The organism is Arthrobacter sp. K4-10C (genome assembly GCF_059090085.1).
The window spans coordinates 298,747-319,786 of record NZ_JBNHFI010000005.1 but is presented as its reverse complement, the minus strand read 5'-3'; the positions used below and the strand labels follow the sequence as shown (position 1 = coordinate 319,786).

The window sequence follows — 21,040 nt, the reverse complement described above, 5'->3', positions numbered from 1 at the left end:
ATATGTGCCTCATGAAGTACCTGGGTGGATTCCAGTTGGAGCCGGATTGGCCACCCGATCTTCGCTAGGCTCCAGTTCCTGGAACAGCGTCAGCTGTAGTCCGGCCGGCGCGGCGAGCCTGGAATTCAACGACCGCCACGGAGTCTCCCGCGGCGTGGCAATGAGTTCAGCCCCTGCTTCCACAAGCTGGGTCGTGACGGCCGCGGTGTCCTCCACCTCGAAAGCCACCCGGAGCCTGGCGCTGCGCTGACCTTCCGCCTCCACCCGGTCGATGAGCTTCACCTGGGCCGGGTTGGACAATTCAAGGGTCGCCCGTCCGGCATCGAGTATTGTCACGCGGGCGTCGCCCTCACCTTCGTAGGCTTCCTCTTCTGGGAGGCCCAGCACATCGCGGTAAAAGATCACGGCCGCCTCATAGTCTTCGGCCTCCACAACAAGGCGGAGCTGGCGGACCGGGGCTGCGGCATTTTCCGTTGTCATGCTTGTACCGTAAGCCCTGGCAGCACTAAAGGAGCAGCGGGCAGGGTCGTGCTTTACGCGGTTTGCCAGCTGGCCGCGGATTGGCCCGGGCTACCGGCCGACGGCGGCGAGCGCCACGAACTGCGCGCCCTCACCTTCGGCGAAGAGCGCCATCCCGGTGCTTTCCTCGGCGGGGAACACAAGGTCCGTGATGGTGGCGACCCCAGCCTGGGCGAAGACTTCCACCGAGCACCGGTCGAGGTACACACGCAGGCGCAGGCGGCCTTCCTGCAGCGGCACTGCCACGGCTTCCACCGACGGAAATGCTTCGTGGAAGCCGGTATTTCCTGACTCCCGCCGGTCCAGGGAAAGCGTGCCCTCCGCAACGTCATAGGTCAGAACGGTTCGTTCGGCACCGCCTGCACGGAGAACCAGACCCACTGCCCTTGCGTTCCCCGGCTGGAATTCGACGTCGATACGCGCTACTACAACGCCGTCCGGGAGTTCCAGGTCGCCGGATGCCAGGGGCTGCGGTCCCACGCGGAAGCCAGGGCCACCCGCGTCCCCAAGGGGTTCGATGGCCTCCTGCCGAAGCACCACCCTGCCGTCCACCCGGGTGAGCGTGACCTCCCGCGGCAGCGACATGGCACTGCGCCAGCCCCCGGTGGGCGTGAACGCAGCGTAGTCCCAGTTGTTCATCCAGCCGATCATGATCCGCCGCCCGTCCGGCACATTGCTGAACGAGACCGCCGCGTAGTAGTCGCGCCCCCAGTCCAGCCAGCCGTAGTGGGGCATGCGTGAGCCATCCTTCTGGAGTCCCTCGGTGACGGTCGATCCGGACCGGAACGTCACGCCGTCGAACTCTCCCACAAAGTACTGCCCCGCTGAGCCGCCGGCAATGCCGCCCGGGTTGATGTTCACGATGAGGACCCATCGCGTGTCCGCCGGATTGCCGTCCACCGGCAGTTCGAACAGGTCCGGGCACTCCCACACTCCGCCGGTTGCATTGGCGGGGCCGAAGGTGCTCAGGTACTCCCAGGACTTGAGGTCCGCGGACTTGTACAGCACCACTTGCCGCTCCACCGCCTCGACCGCCACCATCACCCAGTACTTGGCCGCGCCGCCGTCGTACCAGAAAACCTTGGGGTCGCGGAAGTCCGCCGAGGCGCGGTCCAGGACGGGATTGCCCTGGTATTTGGTCCACGTCCTGCCTTCGTCCAGGCTGTACGCGAGCGACTGGGCCTGCCGGCCGGCCAGCGGGGCGGCGTCGGAGTAGGCACTGGTGTAGATGGCCACGAGCGGAGGCGTCTCTGCCGTGCCGAAGCCGCTGGTGTTGTGCTCATCAAACACTGCCGAGCCGGAGAAGATGGCCTCCTGCCCGTCGCAGGGGATGGCCACGGGCTGCTCCTCCCAATGGCGCAGGTCCCGTGAGGTGGCGTGGCCCCAGGACATGTTGCCCCAGTCCGTGCCGAAGGGGTTGTGCTGGTAGAAGAGGTGGTAGGTGCCGTTGAGGTAGACCAGGCCGTTCGGATCGTTGAGCCAGTTGTTTGCAGCCGAGTAGTGCCATTCGGGCCGGAACTGGTCCCTTGAGGGAGCTGTGGAGGCGGCCGCGGGGGTGCTGGCCGCCGTCGTCAATGAATTCATGTTTGGTTCAACCCTTTACGCCGCTGGAGGCGATGCTGTTGACGAAGGAACGCTGGAAGGCGATGAAGAGCACCACCACGGGAACGGTGATGAGGGACGCGTACGCCATCACCTCGCCCCAGGAAACGTTCAGCTGGAAGAAGTACTGGATGCCGATCATCACCGGCCGCAGTTCCTCGGACTGGACCACCATGAGCGGCCAGAGGTAGGAGTTCCACGCGGGCAGGAAGGTCAGGATGGCCACCGTGGCGGTCGCGGGGCCGGACAGCGGCATGACCACCTGGCGGTAGATCTTGAACCAGCCGGCTCCGTCGATGCGTGCTGCCTCGTCCAGTTCCTTGGGAATGGATTCGAAGTACTGGTGGAACAGGTAGATGGAGAAGGCGTTGGCGATGAAGGGAATGATCTGGACCTGGTAGGTGTCCAGCCAGCCTTTGGACAATTCGAGGCTGAAGCCGTTCAGCTCGAAGTACGGGAGCTGGTTGACCCACCACACCAGCGGCAGCGCGAGCGTCTGGAACGGGACAATCAGGGTGGCCAGGATCGCGGTGAACACGATCTTCTTGCCCCGGACCTGCATCCGCGACAAGGCGAAGGCGCAGAGGCTGTTGACGAAAATGCCCAGGATGACCGTGACGGCGGAGACGCCCACCGAGTTGAGCAGGAACCGGGCGGCGGGGACACGGTCGAAGACCGCCGCGTAGTTGTCGAGGGAGATGTTGCCCACCGGCAGGAATGCGGCCAGGGAGGACATGTCGCCGAAGATCTGCTGGTCCGGCTTCAGTGAGGACACCAGCATGAAGACGATGGGGAACGCAGCGACGACGGCGAAGAGGATCCGAACCAGCATTGTGCCGGTGCTTTTGAGGAGCGCTTGGTTTTTCATGTCAGTCTTTCTCCCGGGTGAGGTGGCGCTGCACCGCGGAGACGATCAGCACGAGGACGAAGAACACCAGCGAGATGGCGGAGGCGTAGGAGGTCTCCTGCTGCCGGTAGCCGGACTGGACCGCCTCGTAAATGATGGTGGTGGTCGAGTCCATCGGGCCGCCCTGGGTCATGACGCTGATCTGGTCGAAGAGGCCAAGGGCCTGGATGGTGATGGTGACCAGGACCAGGCTGCGGGTGTGGAAGAGGCCGGGCCACGTGACGTAGCGGAACTGCTGCCACCGGCTGGTGCCGTCCAGCTGCGACGCCTCATACAGTTCGCCGGAGATGCCCTGCAGCCCGGCGAGCCAGATGATCATGTGGAAGCCGGCGGCCTGCCAAATGGACAGGATGATGATCGCCGGCATTGCGGTGTTCGGGTCGCCGAGCCAGTCGGGGCCGTCGATCAGGCCGAAGCTGACGGCGGAGAGGATCTCGTTGATCAGGCCGTCCTTGCGGTACATGAACAGCCAGAGCAGCGAGACCACCACCATGGAGGTGACCACGGGCAGGAAGTACACGGTCCGGAAGAAGTTCACGCCGCGGAACTTCTTGTTGATGAGCAGCGCCAAGACCAGGGCCAGGCCGGACTGCACCGGCACAATGACCACGGTGAAGTAGGCGACGTTCAGCAGGGCACGGTAGAACGTCGGGTCCGAGAAGAGCCGGGTGAAGTTTTCCACGCCGACGAATTCGACCGGACGCGGCGAGATGAGCCGTGCGTTGGTGAAGGCCAGGCCGAAGCCGAGGATAGCCGGGATGAAGATGAAGGCCAGCAGCAGCAGCGCCGCCGGTGCGATCATGCCCCAGCCGCTGAGCTGCTCACGGCGGAAGCCGGGCCGGCGGTGAGCGGGGCGTATCTTGCCTGTGTCGTTCGACGGCGGCAGCGCGGTTTCCGGGGTGGCAGGACGTGGGCGGGTGGGAAGGGGAACAGTTGCCATGAGGAGTCTTTCGTCGATAGGGCTGCCGGAGGGGTTGCGGGCATAGGCACCGTGGCCCCTCCGGAGCTCCGGCTAGTTCTTGTAGCCGCCGTTGGACTTGATATTGGCGTCGATCGCCTTCACAGCGTTATCCAGGATGGATTTCGCGTCGGCGCCGTTCAGGATGTCCTGGACGGCCTTGCCGTACTCGGTGGCGATGAAGGGGTAGGCCGGCGTCTCGGGCCGCATCACGGCGTACTCCCGGGAGAAGTCCATGAAGATCCGGTTGGCGCCGCCCTCGGCGAAAGCGGGGAGTTGCGCCGCGGCCTCCTCGCTGGCGGGAATTGCGCCGGTGGCCTTGGCCACAGCGGCGATGTTCTCAGGCTTCAGGGAGTAGGAGAGGTAGTCCATGGCGGCTTCGGTGTTGCTGCAGCCGCTGGTCACGCCCCACTGCCAGGATGCGCCGCCGATCTTCGGGCCCTCGCCGAGATCCACCGGCGGCATGACCACGAGGTCGTCCCCGAGCGCGGCCTTGGCCTTGTCCGCGGCCCATGAACCGGTGTAGACGATCGCGCTCTTGTTGTTCAGGAAGTCCTGGGTGGAGTCCTTGCCGCTCTTCTTGGCCATGAAACCCTGATCGGCCAGGCCGCGGAACCAGTCGGCCCACTGCACCGCCTTCTCGCCGTTTAGGACACCCTCCGCACTCTGGAAGCCGTCCCTGTTCACCAGGTCGCCACCGAAGGACTGCAGGAAGGGGGAGTAGGCGTACGGCAGCCATTCACCGGTGCCGGCCGTGCCAAGGTCCAGCGGGTGCTCCCACTTGCCCAGGGCCTTGAGCTTGGTGAGGGCGTCCTGGAACTCTTCCTTGCTCCAGGGCTGCTCCATGGTGGCGACGCGCACGCCGGCGGCTTCCAGGTCCGAGGCGCGGGCCATCATGGCAAGTGCTACGTCGTAGTAGCCCACGGCGTAGGGCTTTCCATCCCATTCAGCCACGGTGCTGGGAAGGTGCGTGGAAAGGTCAGTGTCGAGTTCGAGCGGCTTCAGGTACCCGGCCCAGGCCCAGTTGGGCACGTTCGGGCCGTCAATGTCCACGATGCAGGGGAGGTTGCCGGCAGCGGCGGCGGAGACCACCGAGTCGTTGTACGAGTCCTGCGGGAAAGCCTGGACCTTGATTTTCACTTTGTCCTGGCTGCCGTTGTAGGAGTCGACGATTTTCTGGACTGCGGCCAGTTCGTCGGGATTGCCGGCGTTGTGGGTCCAGAGGGCAATCTCGCCGGATCCTTCCGTGGAGGAGGAAGCACTGCCCTTGCCGCAGCCGGCGAGGGTGGCAGTGAGGGCGACGGCGGCTATGCTGGTCGCCAGGACCTTGGTGAGCTTCTTGTTCATGGGTCAGTCTTTCTGCTTGGACAGCGGGGATTGATGGAGGGTCCTGCAGGGAACGCGGCCGCTGCAACGGCTGCGTTCCCGTTTTTGTGAAGCATGGGTGGCGTTATGCCTGTGCGGCCGGCACGCTGGCCGGGCACCTGCCGTCAGCCCTGGGGCGGCGCGACAGAATTTCTTGCAATGAGCGGGCAGGGGATCTTTTCGTGCACCCGGGGTGCCCCTGGATTCTCGAGCTCGTCCAGCAGTTTGAGGACAGCCCACCGGCCCATCTCGTAGTGGGGGAGTGCCATCGTGGACAGGCCCGGCCAGAGGCCGTCTGCGATGAGCTCCAGGTTGTCTACCCCCACAACGGAGACGTCCGCCGGAACTTTCAGGCCAAGGTGGCCGGCGGCCTGGTAGGCGCCCATGGCCATCTGGTCGCTGAAGCAAAACAGCGCCGTGGGCCGTTCCGTCCGGGACAGCAGCTGCAGCGCCGCGTCCCGGCCCCCCTTCGTGCTCGGATGTCCGGCCAGCAGGCGTTCCGCCTGCAGTCCCAGGCCGTGGCCGGCAAGGCCCGCTTGGAAGCCGGCGAGCCGTTCGTGGGCTGCGGGAATATCGTCCTCATTGTTGATCATGGCGATTCTGCGGTGGCCTGCGCTGACCAGCAGTTCGGCGGCAGCCTTGCCGGCACCGAACTCATCCGGCACCACGGAGGAAACTCCGGGGTTGTCCGTGCTGGCATCCAAAACGATGGTGGGCGTTCCCTGGAGCTCCTCGGGGACGGACACCAGCTGGTTGTACATGCGGGCGTAGATGATGCCGTCCACCTGATGCTGCTGCAGTGCCCGGATCTCGTGCCTCTCCAGGTCGTTGTCCAGGCCGGAGTTGACCACCATCAGCAGGTGGCCCTTCTCGGAGGCGGCGTCCTGTGCGCCCTGGATCATGGCGCCGGCGAAAGGGGTGGTGGTGATCTCGTCGCTCACCAGGCCGAGGATCTGGGAGCGCTGGTTGCGCAGTCCGCTGGCCAGGCGGTTTGGTGCGTAGCCGAGGTCGCCGGCTACCGCCTTGATGTGCTGTACGGTTTGTGCGTTGACCCGCGAGCTGTGCGCTTCGCTGAGGGCATGCGACACCGTGGTCACGGAGACGCCGGCAGCCTTCGCCACGTCACGTATGTTCACCTTGGTCGCCATTGACACTTTCCTTTGCAAAACGTTTTGTGTTGTCTGCATCACTATATGCAAAACGTTTTGCCCCCGTCAAGGGGGTGCGGTGCTTTCGTGTCCAGTGCGGCGGCCGACCGGTCAGTCGCGGCGCCCATCGAGGATGCGCCTGGCGTCCGCCTGCGCTTCCAAGGCGGACTCAGTCACCACCTCACCGCCCAAGTGGCCCGCGGCGGAGATGATGCTCCGGAGTTCCTGGACGGTCCGCGGCGTGCCGGTGTCGCGGTGCACCATGGCGTGGCAGTTGGCGCAGAGTGGAACGAGGTCCGCCACCGGGTCCAGCTCGTAGCCACTTTCCAGCCGGGACGCCGGCACGGTGTGGTGGACGTGGATGAATCCGTTGCCAATCTCGCCGTAGCCGGCTTCGAAGGAGAAGCCGCAAGCCGCGCATGCCGTGCCATGGAATGCCAGGCAGACCCGGCGGGCGTCGGGGTCCCGTTCGTAGCGGTTGGTGTCGATGGTGCTGACTGCATCGGGCGGGTAAGTCCCGGGGACGACGTCGTTGGGATCAAGGGCCGTGGGGCCCAGGTCCCGCCAGAGCCGGCGGAGGTCCGGTTCCGACGACGGCGGAACGGACAGGATTTCGACGGAGAGCGCATCGGCCCATTGGATGTCCGGAGCGGCGGTGGCCAGCAAGTCCAGGTGTATCTGCTCGCCAAGGGGCAGGAACGCATCAAAGGCGATACTTGCATACCGCCTGGCTGTGCGGGCAACAGGGAGGTCCCCGGTCTGGAAGGCTTCCGAGGCCACGGTGCCGTGGCCTATCAGGCCGCTGCGGGCATCACTGCCGCCCTGGAAAAGCAGCCAGGCTTCCGTCCCCGGTCCGATGTTCCGCCCGCTGCCAACGTCCCACCGGTCCAGGAAACGGCCGGTTTGCAGGACTTGTTCGACGGCGGCGCGGTAGTTCCAGCGGTTCCACTGCCTGGCGTTCCATCCCAGAATCACTGCGGCCATGGGTCATCAAATCCAGGTCTTGGCGTGCGGACCGTCACAGCCTGCACAGGGCGATCTAGATGGGTTCCTTTGCCAGCGCCTTGGTCTTTGCCGGCGTTTCGCGGCCCAGACGCTCGTCCAGGGTGACGCGCAGCCTGGCAGCTGCCACCTGCACGCGGTGCTCGGCGGGGGTCACCTTTTTCTTGGCCGGCTTGGCGGCGGTGTTTCGCGGAGTATGGACAAACCGGTGTTCGGGCGACGCTGCGCTCATGGCCCAACCTCCTTGGTCTTGTCTTGGTCCGTCGTTCCATTCTCGCCCATGTTGTCAGCTGCGTCCACGAAGGCTGCCTCCTGGTCGGGCTCGACTTCCTGCATCACGTCGTCTCCGTTCTCGTCACCGGAGACGCTTTTCCAGGCGATGTCGAACAACTCGAGCTCCTCGGTGCGTGCAAGTTCACTCCGGGCCAGGACATCCAGCGTTGCCAGCCCCAGGGCCTTCGTCCCTTCATCCTGGTCCAGCGCCCGGTCCAGCGCCCATTGAGTCCGCCGCCACCATTCGGCACGGCTGTCCGCTTCCGTCTTCTGCCTAAGGGCCTGGGCGTCCGCTTCCCGCTTCTGATCGAGCGCCGTCTTGTCCGCCAGGGTGCGTTGCTTGAGAGTTCGCCAGTTGATGTAAAAGGCCAGCAGGGCGGCGATGAGCACGGCCAGGGGACCCAGTCCCGCAAGGATTACCCACCAATCAGCCGGCCCCGAATGAACTATGACATCAACCGGGGCGGGGGACGGGGAGGGAGTCATTCGACCAGCATAGGCCGGGGGGTGGACGCAGGCAGTTGAGGCAGGCGGGACACCGTGCCTCAGCGGCCTGGGTTGCGCCGTGAGATGAGGACCGGTCCCCGCGCGTGGTGAAGGACAGCATGGGCGATTGAACCAATGGTTTCCCGGAGGAATCCGTGGCCTTTGGTGCCCACAACCACTATCCGTGCATCTTCCGAAGCCTGGACAATCGCATGGGGCACAGAAGTGTCAGCAACAACGCTGCCCTTGAGCGGAATAGTGGGCGCGAGGGTCCGGGCACGTCTGACAGCGGCATCAAGAACTGCCCCGGCGGCAGCTTCGCCCCCGGCCTGGCCCCGGTTCACGTAACCGGCGGGTGTGTGATGAACGTGAATGATGCTGAGGGGTGCACGATACGCCAGGGCAATGGCGCAGGCATCTTCGAGTGCCGTGGGGGAACCCGATCTGCCGACGGCGACAACGACTGGGCCGTCCGGGTGCAGATCGGAACGTATGACCGCTACCGGGCAGGCTGCCGTGGCTGCGGCTTCGAGGCTCACCGATCCCACCATCAGCCCGAGGAATCCGCCGAGCCCGCGGCTTCCCACCACGAGCATTTCATGGGCGGCCGATATCGCGACCAGGTGGGAGGCGGGCAGTCCGTGGACCAGTGTTGAATCGACGTCGAGCTCCGGAGCCGCAGCTTCGGCGATCGCCAGGCCTTCCTCGAGGACGGCTTCGGCTGCCCGTTCCAGCCCGCTGTCCGCGACACCGGGGACGGGACCAAGGTTCCTCGTCAGCAGGGGCCAGATGGAGCAGTACACAACATGGAGCCGACAGTCCCGGAGCCGCGCCTGGTGTGCCGCCCACCGCACGGCCCCTGCAGCCTCGGCCGAACCGTCGTAGCCAGTGATGATGGATCCCGTTTCCTGCATGTCTTTCGCGCTCCCCATCAGCGGGACTTTCGGCTTCAAGGGCTCCAGTCAGGGGCCCTGCCTGATAGCCGCTTCTGCCACGAATTTTAGGCGACTACGTCAAGTGCACCGGGTGCTCCTTCCTCGCCAGAGGACAGGGGCGTACTCTTGGATGACCGTTAGGAAGTATGCGGTCACAGTGCACGACGGGTGAAATTTCCCCGGCATTCCGGAGGGATGCTTAGCAGCAGCGCGAACTCCCCTAGTACCTGATTGTTCCGCCCGCACTTGGGGCGCCGCCGCTGCCCGGGGCTGGCACCGTCCTCTTCGGAAACACAGTGCCCGCTGTCCGGGGGAAGCATCCATTCTTGAGCGACACCGCCATCCCAACTTTCAAACATTAGAGGAGTTCCCATGGAACCTGGGACGCTTCTGGCCCTGATCGGGGGCTATATCACTGCCATGATCGGCGTATTCCTGCTGTATTCGCCGGTTCTTGTCCTCGTGGTCGGACTGCTCCTGGCAGCTGGACTGCTGCGATTGCTGGCGTGGCCATTCCTTATCCTGATCCGCAAGATACGCAGGAAGCCGGAACCGCCACAGGACGGCTCCTGGCTCCTCCACTGATACAGGCAGTACGGGTGCTTGTTCACATCCAGGCCCGTTCGTCAGTATGCTTACTAATGTTCGACCGGCCGTTCACAAGAAAGGCATCACCATGACCGACCAGAACCTCCCCGATGACGAACTCGAAGTGATCGAGGAAAACGACGTGCTCCTCGATGAAGCCCCCGGCGCCGCCGCATCCCTTGAACTGGACCCCGTCAACGGTGAACCGGACAGCTACCCCGGCGCGGCCGAGAACAACCCTGACCGCTGGCAGGAGGACCCGCTCCTCCAGGGGGAGGCTGTTTCGGGCGAGGAAGAGGACTTCCTAAGCGATCAGACGCTGCGCGATGAGACGGCGGAGGCCCGGTATAACGCCGGCGACGAGCAGGTGCCGCCGGATGCACCCACCCTTGGCGAAGCGGTTGCCGATGTCGACTTCGGCGAAAACCCGACCGGCGCCGAGGCTGAAGGCAGCGACGACACGGAGAACTTCGGCGGGTCTCCACTCAGCGAGTTCGATCCTGAGGACCTGGAGCGCTGACAGCCGACGGATTGCATGCGCCTTGCACCTACCCGAAAACGGGATCAAGGCTAAGATGATAAGCAGACTGATGAATATCAGTCGGCAGATCAGAACTTAGGGAGTTTCACATGAACTTGGGAAGCATGATCAGGAATGCCGCTGGACGATTCTCAGGCAGGCCGGGCACCAGCGGAACAGTTCGCGGGTCCGGGCTGAACGCCACCAGGCGAACCCCGCACGCAACGGGAGCCGGCAGGACCGGGGGCATGGCCCACAAAATCATGGGAATGCTCAAGCGGCACTAAGACCACAAAAGCCAGGAAGCAGGTCCCGGATACGTCCGGAACCTGCTTTTTGTCCTCTGAAACATGCGCGAACTCGTCGTCCTGGGCACCGCGTCCCAGGTTCCCACCCGGACCCGGAACCATAACGGATACTTCCTGCGCTGGGACGGCGAGGGCCTGCTCTTCGATCCGGGAGAGGGAATCCAGCGCCAAATGATCCACGCCGGCGTCCCGGCAACCCAGATCACCAGGATCTGCCTGACCCACGTCCATGGCGACCACTGTTACGGTCTGCCCGGAGTCCTTTCCCGGATGGCCCTGGACGGCGTGCCGCATCCCGTCCATCTGCATTACCCGGCCTCGGGCGGGGATGTGGTTCAGGCCCTCGTGTCCGTCAGCTCTCCCGGCATTGATCTGCGGCTGCATCCGCACTCCGGTCCAGGAGCCATCGCCGACGGGCTTGAGGTCCGGCCGTTGAAGCACCGGGTGGAGACTTACGGCTACCGGCTCACGGAACCTGATGGCCGGACGCTGCTGCCGGACCGACTGGCGGGTGCGGGAATCGCAGGGCCCGACGTCGGCCTGCTGCAACGCGAAGGCACCCTGGCCGGCGTCCGCCTGGACGAGGTGAGCATCCCGCGGCCGGGCCAGAAATTCGCCTTCGTGATGGACACAGCAATGTGTGCGGGCGCGGACGAACTGGCCGACGGCGTCGATCTGCTTGTTGCCGAGTCGACCTTCAGCGACGACGACGCGGGGCTGGCACGCCAGTACCGCCACCTCACCGCCGGGCAGGCCGGGGAACTGGCTGGCCGGGGCGGCGCCGGCACCCTCGTGCTGACGCACTTCTCGTCACGCTATGGCGACGACGTAACGCCCCTCGCCGGGCAGGCAGCCGCACGTGCCGGGAAGGCAACGGTGCTGGCTGCCTCCGACCTGCAGCGCATTGGTTTTCCGCAGCGGCGGCGGTGGCCTGTTACCACCGTCCCTGCAGGCGAGCAGGCGCAGCGATGAGGTTATTGCCAAAGTTGGGCGGGAGGTTCAGAGTGAAATTCCGGGGGCAGGGCCCTTACAAGCCACGCCGCCCCATCTGCTGTGGAGGTCACTAATGAGCGCAACTTCAGAAGAAGTGTATGACGTAACTCCCGAAGGCAAGGAACCTGAACTCAAGCGGGTCCTGGGCCCCAAACTCCTCCTGCTGTTCATCGTGGGGGACATCCTTGGCGCCGGCGTCTACGCGGTGACCGGCACCATGGCCGGGACGGTGGGAGGCATCGTCTGGCTGCCGTTCCTGCTCGCGTTCGTGGTGGCAACGCTGACCGCGTTCTCCTACCTTGAGCTGGTCACGCAGTATCCCCAGGCCGCCGGTGCCGCCTTGTATACGCACAAGGCATTCGGTATTCACTTCGTCACGTTCCTGGTGGCCTTCGCAGTGGTCTGCTCCGGCATTACCAGCGCTTCAACCTCGGCCAACGTCCTGGCGCAAAACTTTTTTGGCGGGTTGGAAGTCAACGGCGTCATGGGCGATCCCGGACGGGGCGTCATCACCGCCGTGGCGCTCGCATTCATGCTCATCCTCGCAGCCATCAACCTCCGCGGTGTGGGGGAGAGCGTCAAGTTCAATGTGGTGCTCACCGTGGTGGAGATGGTGGCGCTGTGCATCGTGATCGGTGTGGGGTTTTTCGTCATGGCCCAAGGCACGGGCAACCCCGGCGAAATTTTCGTCTTCAATGACTACCAGGACAAGGGCATGTTCCTCGCCGTTACGGCCGCAACGTCCATCGCGTTCTTCGCCATGGTGGGTTTTGAGGACTCCGTGAACATGGTGGAGGAAACCCGGAATCCGGAGCGGATCTTCCCCCGGACAATGCTGACCGGCCTGGGCATCGCGGTGCTCCTGTACATGCTGGTGGCGGTATCCGTGGTCAGTGTGCTCACACCCACCGAGCTGGAAGGAATCCGGGAGGCCGAGGGTGCGGCGCTCCTTGAAGTGGTGCACAAAGGCTCCCCGGACTTCCCCATTGACAGGGTTTTCCCGTTCCTGGCAGTCTTCGCTGTCGCCAATACTGCGCTGATCAACATGCTCATGGCCAGCCGGCTCATTTACGGCATGGCCCGCCAGCACGTCCTGCCGCGTCCGCTGGGCAAAGTCCTGCCGGTCCGCCGCACCCCCTGGGCAGGCATTGCCTTCTCCACCATCCTGGCCCTGGGGCTCATCCTCTACGTGACCAGCGATCCCGAGAGCAACATTGTGGCCAACCTGTCCGGCACCACGGCGTTCCTGCTGCTGTGCGTTTTCACCGTGGTCAACGTGGCCTGCCTGGTGCTGCGGCGGAAGCGGGACCCCAACCGCAAGGTATTCTTCACCTCGCCCGGTCCACTGCCCCTGGTGGCGGCCATCCTGTGCGGCTTCCTTGCCGGACCATGGGTGGGACGGAACGAGATCCAGTACCAGATAGCCGGCGGGCTGATGGCCCTCGGGGTGGTCCTGTGGCTGGTCACCTGGCTGATCAACCGGCGCACCAATGAGAAGGATAGGGTAAACACATGACTGCCGCTGCAGAATCGACGGTAACTTTCGACAGCCGGTTCGCAAGGGAACTGGCAGAAATGGCCGTTCCCTGGCGGGCGGAGGAAGCACCGGAACCTCAGCTCCTGGTCCTCAACGAGGCGCTGGCGGAGGAGCTCGGACTCGACGCCGGCTACCTGCGCAGCCCAGAGGGCGTACGCCTCCTCCTGGGCAACCATGTGCCGGAGGGTGCGGCGCCGGTGGCCCAGGCGTATGCCGGGCACCAGTTCGGGGGCTACTCACCCCTGCTCGGTGACGGGCGCGCCCTTCTTCTCGGCGAGATCGTGGACACCAGGGGCCACCTGCGGGACATCCACCTCAAAGGCTCCGGCCGCACGCCCTTTGCGCGGGCAGGCGACGGACGCGCCGTCGTCGGACCAATGCTCCGGGAGTACCTGGTCAGCGAGGCAATGCACGCGCTGGGCATTCCCAGCACCCGGTCGCTCGCTGTCGTGGGCACCGGACGGCCGGTGCGCAGGGATGACATGCTGCCAGGAGCAGTTTTGGCCCGCGTGGCCAGCAGCCACTTGCGGGTGGGAAGTTTCCAGTATGCAAGGGCCACGGACAACCTGGAACTCCTGCGCCGCCTGGCCGACCATGCCATCAGCCGGCATTATCCCGCTGCGGCCGAGGCCGAGAATCCCTATTTGGCGCTCTTCGGGGCAGTGGTGTCCGCGCAGGCATCCCTGGTGGCGCAATGGATGCTGGTGGGCTTCGTCCACGGCGTCATGAATACGGACAACATGACCATCTCCGGCGAGACCATCGACTACGGGCCGTGCGCTTTCATGGACGCGTTCAACCCGGCCGCCGTCTACAGCTCCATCGATGTGGGCGGACGGTACGCCTACGCAAACCAGCCGGTCATCGCCGAATGGAACCTGGCCCGGCTCGCCGAGGCGATCCTCCCGCTCATCAACGAGGACCAGGAACAGGCCGTTCCCCCCGCTGTGGAGGCACTGGGCGAATTCCGCAGGCAGTACAGTGACGCCTGGTTCACCGGAATGAAAACCAAGCTGGGCCTCCCGCACAGCGAGCCCGGAAGTGCCCAGGCCGAAGCCGCATCCGAACTGGTGGACGGGGTGGTTGCTATTCTGAAGGACGGCCCCGTGGACTATACCCAGTTCTTCCGCAACCTTGGTAAGGCAGCGCGAGGCAACGTCCGCCCCGTGCGCGGCATGGTCCTGGACCTCGCCGCATTCGATGCCTGGGCTGAACGCTGGCAGTCCCTGAATCCCGACGCTGACCGGATGGACCGGGTGAACCCGCTGTACATTCCGCGAAACCACCTCGTGGAAGAGGCGCTCGCCGCCGCCACCGGCGGGGACCTGGACCCGTTCACCCGGCTCCTTGAAGCCGTAAGTGCCCCCTATGACGAGCGCCCCGGACTGGAGCGCTACACCGAAGGCGCGCCTGAAGACTTCGGCGAGTACATGACGTTCTGCGGGACCTAGCCCGGGCGGGCCGGCAGGGCAGGGTACGCAACGCGCATCAACGGACAAGGGCGGCAACCGGGTTAATCCCGGCTGCCGCCCTTGTCTGCGCTGCTTCAGTTGTACGCGGTGACTACGCCACGCGGACGAAGGAAGCGCCGCTGAGCCAGCTGAGGGAGTGGACCTCGGTCTTGAAGCCGTCAACGCCACCGCTGACAACCTGGCCGTTACCGGCGAAGACTCCCACGTGGCCGGCGGTGATCACCAGGTCACCGGGGGCCGGGGTGCCCACCACGGAGCCGTACTGGTAGAACTGGCCGGGAGCCAGGTCACCGACGGACTTGCCAACGGACCGGAGGGCCTTCTCCACCATCGCGGTGCAGTCCTGCTGGACACCAAGCTGGCCGTACGCGGAGGCCAGGATGGCTGCGCCCGTGCCGGTGCCGGCAGCGGCGGGGGCCGGGGCGGGAGCCGGGGCCGGAGCAGCTGCGGTGGACGCGTAGGACAGGTTCATGCCGGTGTTCGCCGGAGCGGCAGCAGCCTGGACCGGAGCGGCAGCAGGTGCTGCGTGGCCCGCACCCGGAATGGTGATCTGGTCACCCGGGTAGATGATGGTGGAGATGTCCAGGCCATTTGCGGCCAGGACATCGTTCAGGCTGACGCCGTGGGCCGCCGAGATGGCACCCAGGGTATCGCCGGAAACGACGGTGTGTACGTTAGCTGCGGCAGCGGCCGGGGCAGCGACTGCAGCAGCAGGTGCGCTGTGGGCCTGGACGTTAGTTGTTTCGGTGGTGTCCGGGCCGGTCACGCCTGCGTGGGCGGGGGCTCCAACACCGAACGCAATGCCGGATGCAGCGGCAACTGCGAGCACCGGTCGGCCGAGCGTCCGGGCCTGGGACTTGGCGGAAGCAGCCAAGCCCTGGAGCGCGATTGAGCGGGCCGGAGTCGCGCGGTGACGGGCGGTAGGGAAATTTTTTGACACGTTAGATCGCCTCTCCCATGCCTGCGGGGTGAGCTGTCGGGTTCGGGTTGGAGATACCCGGCCGAGAGCAACCCCCAAACTGACGGAGGCACTATCGACTTAACCCCAAGGCCGCGATGGCCGTGGAAACTTGGTTCCCCCGTCCCTGCCAGCTGGAAAGCGGTTGAATCCCGGGTCAGTGGCAGGGCTCGGCATACTGATGGGAATGTCCCGTCTGGGAGGGACACCAGAAGACCATAACCCGCCCTCAGCGGCATTGTCACGTTTAGGTAACATGCGAGGTGCCTCTATCGTATTAAGCAAACATCTTGATGTTTCCTTTACACACCGCTGACCTCACGAGATGTATTTGTGCGGGCGCGTCGTGTATTTAATGTCACAAAGTCATAAAGGCCGGGCCCATCCGCGGCTGCATGGCCTGAAAAGGGGCGCGAAAGAGGGCGGGCGCTACCCCATGTGGCGCCGCGCTGGCAAGCGCGTCATCTGGCCCTGAGCGCGTGCCCTAGCCGACCGGATGCCCCAGGTGGCAGGTTGTTTCGCCCCGATCCACGTCGTGCCCCTGGATGCACGTCACAGACGGAGCGTTAGGGGTGTCATGGGCCAGGAAGAACAGGCTGCTTGAACCGTGGCTGATGGCGTCGTCCTCCCGCTGCAGCCAGCTGCGGCGGCGGTACCCGGATTGGACCTTGGACGATGCGGCTGCCGGCTCGTCGGACTGATGCCGGTTTCCAAACATTTTTCGAACCACTGCGACCGCGACCTTCCCAACAGATGTCCACTGCCTCGCAGTGGAATGCGGTGAATCAATCGTAGACCCGCCAGTGCCCGCGCGCCCCCGGTTTCCGGTGCATAACGATGTGCCGCCGCCAACCCTCAACCCCTCGTTGAAACCGGTAGGCTTCGGAGCTATGCGCCTGTTTGGAAGCACGATAAAGCATCCGGTGCTGGGAGGGCTGCTTGCACTGGCTTTGGCCGGTTCGGCCGCGCTGCTTCCGGCTGCCGCGACCGAGGCCCCGCCGGAAGGCTACCCCTCCTGGGAGGACGTGCAGAAGGCGCAGCAGTCTGAAGCCGGGAAGGCGGCCGAGATCGAGAAGATCGACCACCTGCTGGCTGGCCTGCAATCCCAGTCCGAGTTGCTGGGCGCTGCGGCCGTGTCATCCGCTGCCGATTACGCCGCCGCGGACGCCGCCGTGCAGTCAGCCACAGCCCGGGTGGATGCCCTGGCCGGGCAGGCGGCCCAGGCCAATGCCGAGCTGAGGCGGCACCAGCAGGCAATCGGCGCGCTGGCAGCCCAGTCATACAAGACCGGCGGTACCACTATGGGCTTCTTTGTGGCCCTGGACGCCCTGGAGAACAACAGCATCCACGGGCTCAACGTCATTGAGGTGGTTGGTGGCAAGGCCGCGGACCTTGTCAGCAAGGCAGACGCCGCCGGCAAAAGCACCGCCGCACTGGCGGAGCAGGAAAAGGCCGCCAGGGCAGAACGTGAGCGCCTGTCCGGAGCGGCAAGAACCAAGCTGGATGCTGCCCGTTCCGCCCAGGCGGCGATGGTGCGCCAGGTAGCGGAAGAGCAGCGGCACAGCGGAGAGCTGACCGCGCAGCTTGCGTCCTTGAAGGGCACGACGGCGGCGCTGGAGTGGGAGTACCGGCAAGGCCAGGCGGCCCTGGCCGCCTACGAGACCGCGCAGGAGGCCAAGCGCGCCGCCGCGGAGGAGCAGGCGCGCCGCCAGGCGGATGAAGCAGCAAAGGCGGCACTCGCAGCAGCGCAGAATCCTCCGGCACCCGCGAATCCGGCACCTGCAGCGCCCCCCGCCAACCCGGCGCCTGCAAACCCCGTCCCCGCGGCCCCCGCACCCGTGGTCCCCAGCCCGCCGCCCGTCGTCGTGCCGTCCGTTCCCGGCGGTGCCGTCAACGACCCCGCCGCGGCTAAGGGGTATGCCTCCGGACGCCTCGGTGCCTACGGCTGGGGCCAGGACCAGTTCCTGTGCCTCGCCCAGCTCTGGACCAAGGAATCCAACTGGCTCACCACCGCCACCAACCCTTACTCCGGTGCCTACGGAATACCCCAGGCACTGCCGCCCGGCAAGCTGGGGAGCGCCGGCAGCGACTGGCTTACCAGCTACCGCACCCAGATCGAGTGGGGCCTGGGCTACATCCGGGACCGCTACCGTACGCCCTGCGCGGCCTGGGACCATTCCGTAGCCAGGAACTGGTATTGAGCCCGCGCTAGGCTTTCCCCATGCCAGATTTTGAGCGGTTCCGGGTCCTGCTTGAGGAGGAGCGGAAGCGGAAGGTGGCACTGCTGCCGGCCCTTCGCGCTGACATCGCCTCGGCCAGTTCGGCACGCCTGGACTCGAATGTCGACGACGAACACGATCCGGAAGGCGCCACCATCGCCTTCGAACTCTCCCAGGCGTCGGCACTCCTAAAGCAGAGTGCGGCGGGCCTGGACCAGGTGGAAGCCGCCCTCGCCCGTATCCGCGAGGGAACTTACGGTACCTGCGCCGTCTGCGGCGAAGCCATTGCTGAAGGCCGGCTGGAAGCCCGCCCGTGGACCGCGTTCTGCATCAACCATGCATCGGCGGGCAGGCAGTGACGACCGGTCCGGACATTGTTGCGGCGGCGGCGGAATTTATCGACCGGACCCTGCAAAACGAGGGTGCCTGGTACCGGGCGGACGACGTCGGAAGCAGGCTGGGCGGCGCCCTTGCCTCGTACGGTTCCTCCGTGGGCGCCGTCCGGGGTACCGTCCGCGACGCGCTGCGGAAGTTCAAGGCGCTGGACCATGACGCGGTGCTCATGCTGGCCTCCGCCCTCTGGGGCCAGCCCGGGCCCGGCGTCAGGCCGGTCTACGAACGGCGGCTGGCCGCCGTGGTGCTGCTCCAGTCCAGGACCGGACTGCTGCGGCACTCGGACCTGACCCGGATTGAGGGTTTCCTTCGCTCCGCCCACACGGCCGAACTTGTTGACCCCCTCGTGGCCGATGTGGTGGCCCCCATGCTGGCCGGGCTGCCGCAGCGGGACCGGCAACGCGCGGACGTGGTGCTGGCCCGGTGGACCAAGGACCAGCACAACAGCCTGCGCCATGCTGCGGCGCTGCTTCAGCGGGCGCAAAATTCGGACGCCGCGACCGGGCGTGACGCCTCTCGAGAAGGAGACACCCATGAACGATCCCTATGACCTGCAGCGGTTCGTGTCTGCACAGGACAGCGGCGGGACCTACGACCAGGCCCTTTCCGAGCTGCAGCTGGGCAGCAAGCGGGGGCACTGGATGTGGTTCATTTTTCCCCAGGTCGCCGGGCTGGGACAAAGTGCCACCTCGCGCAAATACGCCATCCGTTCACTGGCGGAAGCCCGGGAATACCTGGATCATGAGGTGCTGGGCCCCCGCCTGCTGGAGTGCGCACAGGCCCTGGCAAACCACACCGGGCGCTCCCCGGAGGACATCCTGGGCGGCATCGACGCCCGCAAGCTGCAGTCGTCCATGACGCTGTTCCTCCGCGCCGCGCCCGGCGAAACGGTGTTCAAGACTGTCCTGGCACAGTTTTTCGACGGCGAGCCGGACGAAGCCACTGACGCGCTGCTGGCCGGACAGGACCAGGCCTGACGCCTACGGCGTGGGGCTGCCGCCGTTGACGTTCAGCGTCTCACCCACCACGAAGCTGGACTCGGGAGAGGCCAGGAACACGTAGGCCGGTGCGAGTTCTGCAGGCTGGCCGGCGCGGCCCAGGGGAGTGGACTGCCCGAACTCCGGCAGGTCCTCCTTCGGCTGGCCGCTGCTGACCTGCAGCGGTGTCCAGATGGGTCCCGGCGCCACCGCATTCACGCGGATTCCCTTGGGTGCGAGCTGCTGGGCCAGGCCCTTGGTGAAGTTGTTGATGCTCGCTTTTGTGGTGGCGTAGTCCACCAGGGTTGGCGACGGATTGTAGGCCTGTACGGATGTGGTGTTGATGATGGTGGAACCAGCGGGCATATGCGGAAGGGCGGCCTTGGTCAGCCAGAACATCGCGTAGACGTTCGTTTTCAGTGTGTGGTCGAACTGCTCGTCCGTGATGTCTGTGAGCTCCTCCTGGGCAACCTGCTTTCCGGCGTTGTTGACCAGGATGTCCACGCCGCCCAGGACTGCCACGGCCGTGTCCACCACGTCCCGGCACATTGAAGGGTCCTTGAGGTCGCCGGGGACTTTCACGGCTTTCCGGCCTGCGGCCTCGATGATGCCTGCGATGCGGGCAGCATCCTCTTCCTCCTGCGGCAGGTAGGACAGGACGACGTCGGCCCCCTCCCTGGCGAAGGCGATGGCCGCCGCCGCGCCGATCCCGGAGTCCGCCCCGGTGACGATTGCTTTCCGGCCCTCCAGCCGTCCGGTGCCGCGGTACGTTTCCTCACCGAGGTCCGCCTTGGGCGTCAGCTCCGCGTCCAGCCCCGGCTCGGGCTGGTGCTGCTTGGGCGGGGAGATCTGCTCATAGGCGGTAACCGGGTTCCGGAAGGTGTACTGGTCTGTCATGGTGGTCCTCCATGTGCTGAGTGGACAGGGGCAGGTACTTCGCCCAGGCAAGCCGCTGCAGGGCGCCTGCCTAAAAGCTAAGCATGCTTACGGTTCCTAGCCTAGGCAATCGGGAATGGCCTGCCAAGCGGTGCTGACTGTTCAGGCAGTCCTGCTCCGGAAAAGTCAGTCCCGCCTGACTTCAACCAGCCGCACCTCTGCCAGCCGGCCGTCGTCGACCCTTGCCGTCATGTATGTGCAGGCGGGCTGGCGCCGGCGGTCCGTGGGCGAACCCGGGTTCAGCAGCCGCAGGCCACCGGGTGAGGTGGTGTTCCAGGGGATGTGGCTGTGCCCGAAAACCAGGACGTCCGCCTCCGGGTAGAGGGCCTCGCACCGCAGTTCCCGGCCCTTGGCCTGCCCGGTTTCGTGCACCATGGCGAACCGGACGCCGTCCAGCATGACGTGGGCTGTTTCAGGAAGGCGGGCGCGCAAGTCCGGGCCGTCGTTGTTTCCGTACACGCCTATCAGCGAGCGGCTGCGTTCTTCGAACCCGTCCAGGACATCCGCTGCCACCCAGTCGCCGGCATGGAAGACAACGTCCGCCTCTTCGACCGCGGCCCACACCAGGGCGGGTAGGTCCTTGGCCCGCTTTGGGATGTGGGTATCGGCAACCAGGACAAGATTCAGCGGCATATCGAAATCCTCCCACGCGGGGCCTGTTCCGGCTCCCGGGAGAGTCGTAATCTGGGGGCTGGGAGGTGATTGCCATGGAGGCAGCGCAGGGCGACCGCATTATCGTTCACGGCCGGAATGTCGGATCCACGGACCGTCACGGGGTGATCCTGGAAGTACGGGGCCAGGATGGAACCCCGCCTTACCTGGTCCGTTTTGATGACGGGCATGAAACCATCATGTATCCTGGCGGCGATTTCGCCGTCGAGCGCGGGCGCGGCCACTGACACCGCACCGGGTGCTGGGCCCAGGCGTAACACACCTGTCAGACT

24 protein-coding genes and 1 riboswitch are annotated in these 21,040 nt (G+C 65.5%); of the genes, 10 read left to right on the top strand and 14 right to left on the bottom strand.

Annotated elements, in window-relative coordinates:
* Nucleotides 1–9 precede the first annotated feature (9 nt).
* The 10 genes from AC5RUU_RS09255 to AC5RUU_RS09210 all read right to left on the bottom strand — a co-directional run bounded on the left by AC5RUU_RS09255 (nt 10) and on the right by AC5RUU_RS09210 (nt 9,192).
* A complete protein-coding gene (locus AC5RUU_RS09255; RefSeq protein WP_493974900.1) occupies nt 10–480 on the bottom strand; it encodes a VOC family protein in 471 nt (156 codons plus the stop codon).
* Nucleotides 481–570: 90 nt separating this feature from the next.
* Nucleotides 571–2,103 (bottom strand): glycoside hydrolase family 32 protein, encoded by a 1,533-nt coding sequence (locus tag AC5RUU_RS09250; RefSeq protein ID WP_493974899.1) that lies wholly within the window; start codon nt 2,101–2,103, stop codon nt 571–573.
* A gap of 7 nt (nt 2,104–2,110) precedes the next feature.
* Entirely contained in the window at nt 2,111–2,989 is an 879-nt protein-coding gene (locus AC5RUU_RS09245) for a carbohydrate ABC transporter permease (protein ID WP_493974898.1), read from the bottom strand.
* A gap of 1 nt (nt 2,990) precedes the next feature.
* Entirely contained in the window at nt 2,991–3,968 is a 978-nt protein-coding gene (locus AC5RUU_RS09240; protein WP_493974897.1) for a carbohydrate ABC transporter permease, read from the bottom strand.
* A 72-nt stretch (nt 3,969–4,040) separates the two neighbouring features.
* Nucleotides 4,041–5,333 (bottom strand): sugar ABC transporter substrate-binding protein, encoded by a 1,293-nt coding sequence (locus tag AC5RUU_RS09235; RefSeq protein ID WP_493974896.1) that lies wholly within the window; start codon nt 5,331–5,333, stop codon nt 4,041–4,043.
* Between the two features lie 143 nt (nt 5,334–5,476).
* Nucleotides 5,477–6,499 (bottom strand): LacI family DNA-binding transcriptional regulator, encoded by a 1,023-nt coding sequence (locus AC5RUU_RS09230; RefSeq protein WP_493974895.1) that lies wholly within the window; start codon nt 6,497–6,499, stop codon nt 5,477–5,479.
* Nucleotides 6,500–6,610: 111 nt separating this feature from the next.
* Entirely contained in the window at nt 6,611–7,483 is an 873-nt protein-coding gene (locus AC5RUU_RS09225; RefSeq protein WP_493974894.1) for an HNH endonuclease, read from the bottom strand.
* A 55-nt stretch (nt 7,484–7,538) separates the two neighbouring features.
* Complete coding sequence (locus AC5RUU_RS09220; protein ID WP_493974893.1) at nt 7,539–7,733, bottom strand: hypothetical protein; 195 nt, start codon at nt 7,731–7,733, stop codon at nt 7,539–7,541.
* Nucleotides 7,730–8,260: a hypothetical protein gene (locus AC5RUU_RS09215; RefSeq protein WP_493974892.1), complete on the bottom strand. Its 531-nt coding sequence runs from the start codon at nt 8,258–8,260 to the stop codon at nt 7,730–7,732. The genes AC5RUU_RS09220 and AC5RUU_RS09215 overlap by 4 nt, the downstream gene beginning before the upstream one ends.
* A 59-nt stretch (nt 8,261–8,319) precedes the next feature.
* Complete coding sequence (locus AC5RUU_RS09210; protein ID WP_493974891.1) at nt 8,320–9,192, bottom strand: universal stress protein; 873 nt, start codon at nt 9,190–9,192, stop codon at nt 8,320–8,322.
* Nucleotides 9,193–9,567: 375 nt separating this feature from the next.
* Here AC5RUU_RS09210 and AC5RUU_RS09205 point away from each other — a divergent pair, with 375 nt between their 5' ends.
* From AC5RUU_RS09205 to AC5RUU_RS09185, 5 genes are all read left to right on the top strand, one after another.
* The gene (locus AC5RUU_RS09205; RefSeq protein WP_493974890.1) at nt 9,568–9,780 is read left to right on the top strand and encodes a hypothetical protein; all 213 of its coding nucleotides are present in this window, start codon (nt 9,568–9,570) and stop codon (nt 9,778–9,780) included.
* A 91-nt stretch (nt 9,781–9,871) separates the two neighbouring features.
* Complete coding sequence (locus AC5RUU_RS09200) at nt 9,872–10,303, top strand: hypothetical protein (protein ID WP_493974889.1); 432 nt, start codon at nt 9,872–9,874, stop codon at nt 10,301–10,303.
* A 350-nt stretch (nt 10,304–10,653) separates the two neighbouring features.
* A complete protein-coding gene (locus AC5RUU_RS09195) occupies nt 10,654–11,583 on the top strand; it encodes a ribonuclease Z (protein WP_493974888.1) in 930 nt (309 codons plus the stop codon).
* A gap of 94 nt (nt 11,584–11,677) precedes the next feature.
* Nucleotides 11,678–13,120, top strand: a complete 1,443-nt coding sequence (locus tag AC5RUU_RS09190; RefSeq protein ID WP_493974887.1) for an APC family permease — start codon at nt 11,678–11,680, stop codon at nt 13,118–13,120.
* Nucleotides 13,117–14,592, top strand: coding sequence for a protein adenylyltransferase SelO (locus tag AC5RUU_RS09185; protein WP_493974886.1), 1,476 nt, complete (start codon nt 13,117–13,119; stop codon nt 14,590–14,592). Before AC5RUU_RS09190 ends, AC5RUU_RS09185 begins: the two co-directional genes overlap by 4 nt.
* Before the next feature lie 112 nt (nt 14,593–14,704).
* On the opposite strand, the gene AC5RUU_RS09180 is transcribed toward AC5RUU_RS09185, so the two are convergent.
* Together AC5RUU_RS09180 and AC5RUU_RS09175 are read right to left on the bottom strand one after the other, a co-directional pair.
* Nucleotides 14,705–15,553, bottom strand: a complete 849-nt coding sequence (locus tag AC5RUU_RS09180) for a LysM peptidoglycan-binding domain-containing protein (RefSeq protein ID WP_493974885.1) — start codon at nt 15,551–15,553, stop codon at nt 14,705–14,707.
* A 3-nt stretch (nt 15,554–15,556) separates the two neighbouring features.
* Nucleotides 15,557–15,725: riboswitch (cyclic di-AMP (ydaO/yuaA leader) on the bottom strand.
* Nucleotides 15,726–16,055: 330 nt separating this feature from the next.
* Nucleotides 16,056–16,289: a hypothetical protein gene (locus AC5RUU_RS09175; protein ID WP_493974884.1), complete on the bottom strand. Its 234-nt coding sequence runs from the start codon at nt 16,287–16,289 to the stop codon at nt 16,056–16,058.
* A 172-nt stretch (nt 16,290–16,461) separates the two neighbouring features.
* On the opposite strand from AC5RUU_RS09175, the gene AC5RUU_RS09170 reads away from it, so the two are divergent.
* The 4 genes from AC5RUU_RS09170 to AC5RUU_RS09155 are packed head-to-tail and all read left to right on the top strand — an operon-like array spanning nt 16,462 to nt 19,160.
* On the top strand, nt 16,462–17,772 hold the full coding sequence (locus AC5RUU_RS09170; RefSeq protein WP_493974883.1) for an aggregation-promoting factor C-terminal-like domain-containing protein: 1,311 nt from the start codon (nt 16,462–16,464) through the stop codon (nt 17,770–17,772).
* Between the two features lie 20 nt (nt 17,773–17,792).
* Nucleotides 17,793–18,149, top strand: coding sequence for a TraR/DksA family transcriptional regulator (locus AC5RUU_RS09165; RefSeq protein ID WP_493974882.1), 357 nt, complete (start codon nt 17,793–17,795; stop codon nt 18,147–18,149).
* Nucleotides 18,146–18,733 (top strand): DNA alkylation repair protein, encoded by a 588-nt coding sequence (locus AC5RUU_RS09160; protein ID WP_493974881.1) that lies wholly within the window; start codon nt 18,146–18,148, stop codon nt 18,731–18,733. Before AC5RUU_RS09165 ends, AC5RUU_RS09160 begins: the two co-directional genes overlap by 4 nt.
* Nucleotides 18,717–19,160 (top strand): DUF1810 domain-containing protein, encoded by a 444-nt coding sequence (locus AC5RUU_RS09155; RefSeq protein WP_493974880.1) that lies wholly within the window; start codon nt 18,717–18,719, stop codon nt 19,158–19,160. The genes AC5RUU_RS09160 and AC5RUU_RS09155 overlap by 17 nt, the downstream gene beginning before the upstream one ends.
* A 3-nt stretch (nt 19,161–19,163) precedes the next feature.
* On the opposite strand, the gene AC5RUU_RS09150 is transcribed toward AC5RUU_RS09155, so the two are convergent.
* Together AC5RUU_RS09150 and AC5RUU_RS09145 are read right to left on the bottom strand one after the other, a co-directional pair.
* On the bottom strand, nt 19,164–20,057 hold the full coding sequence (locus AC5RUU_RS09150; protein ID WP_493974879.1) for a glucose 1-dehydrogenase: 894 nt from the start codon (nt 20,055–20,057) through the stop codon (nt 19,164–19,166).
* A 165-nt stretch (nt 20,058–20,222) separates the two neighbouring features.
* Entirely contained in the window at nt 20,223–20,729 is a 507-nt protein-coding gene (locus AC5RUU_RS09145; RefSeq protein ID WP_493974878.1) for a metallophosphoesterase family protein, read from the bottom strand.
* A gap of 74 nt (nt 20,730–20,803) precedes the next feature.
* On the opposite strand from AC5RUU_RS09145, the gene AC5RUU_RS09140 reads away from it, so the two are divergent.
* Nucleotides 20,804–20,995: a DUF1918 domain-containing protein gene (locus AC5RUU_RS09140; protein ID WP_493974877.1), complete on the top strand. Its 192-nt coding sequence runs from the start codon at nt 20,804–20,806 to the stop codon at nt 20,993–20,995.
* Nucleotides 20,996–21,040 lie beyond the last annotated feature (45 nt).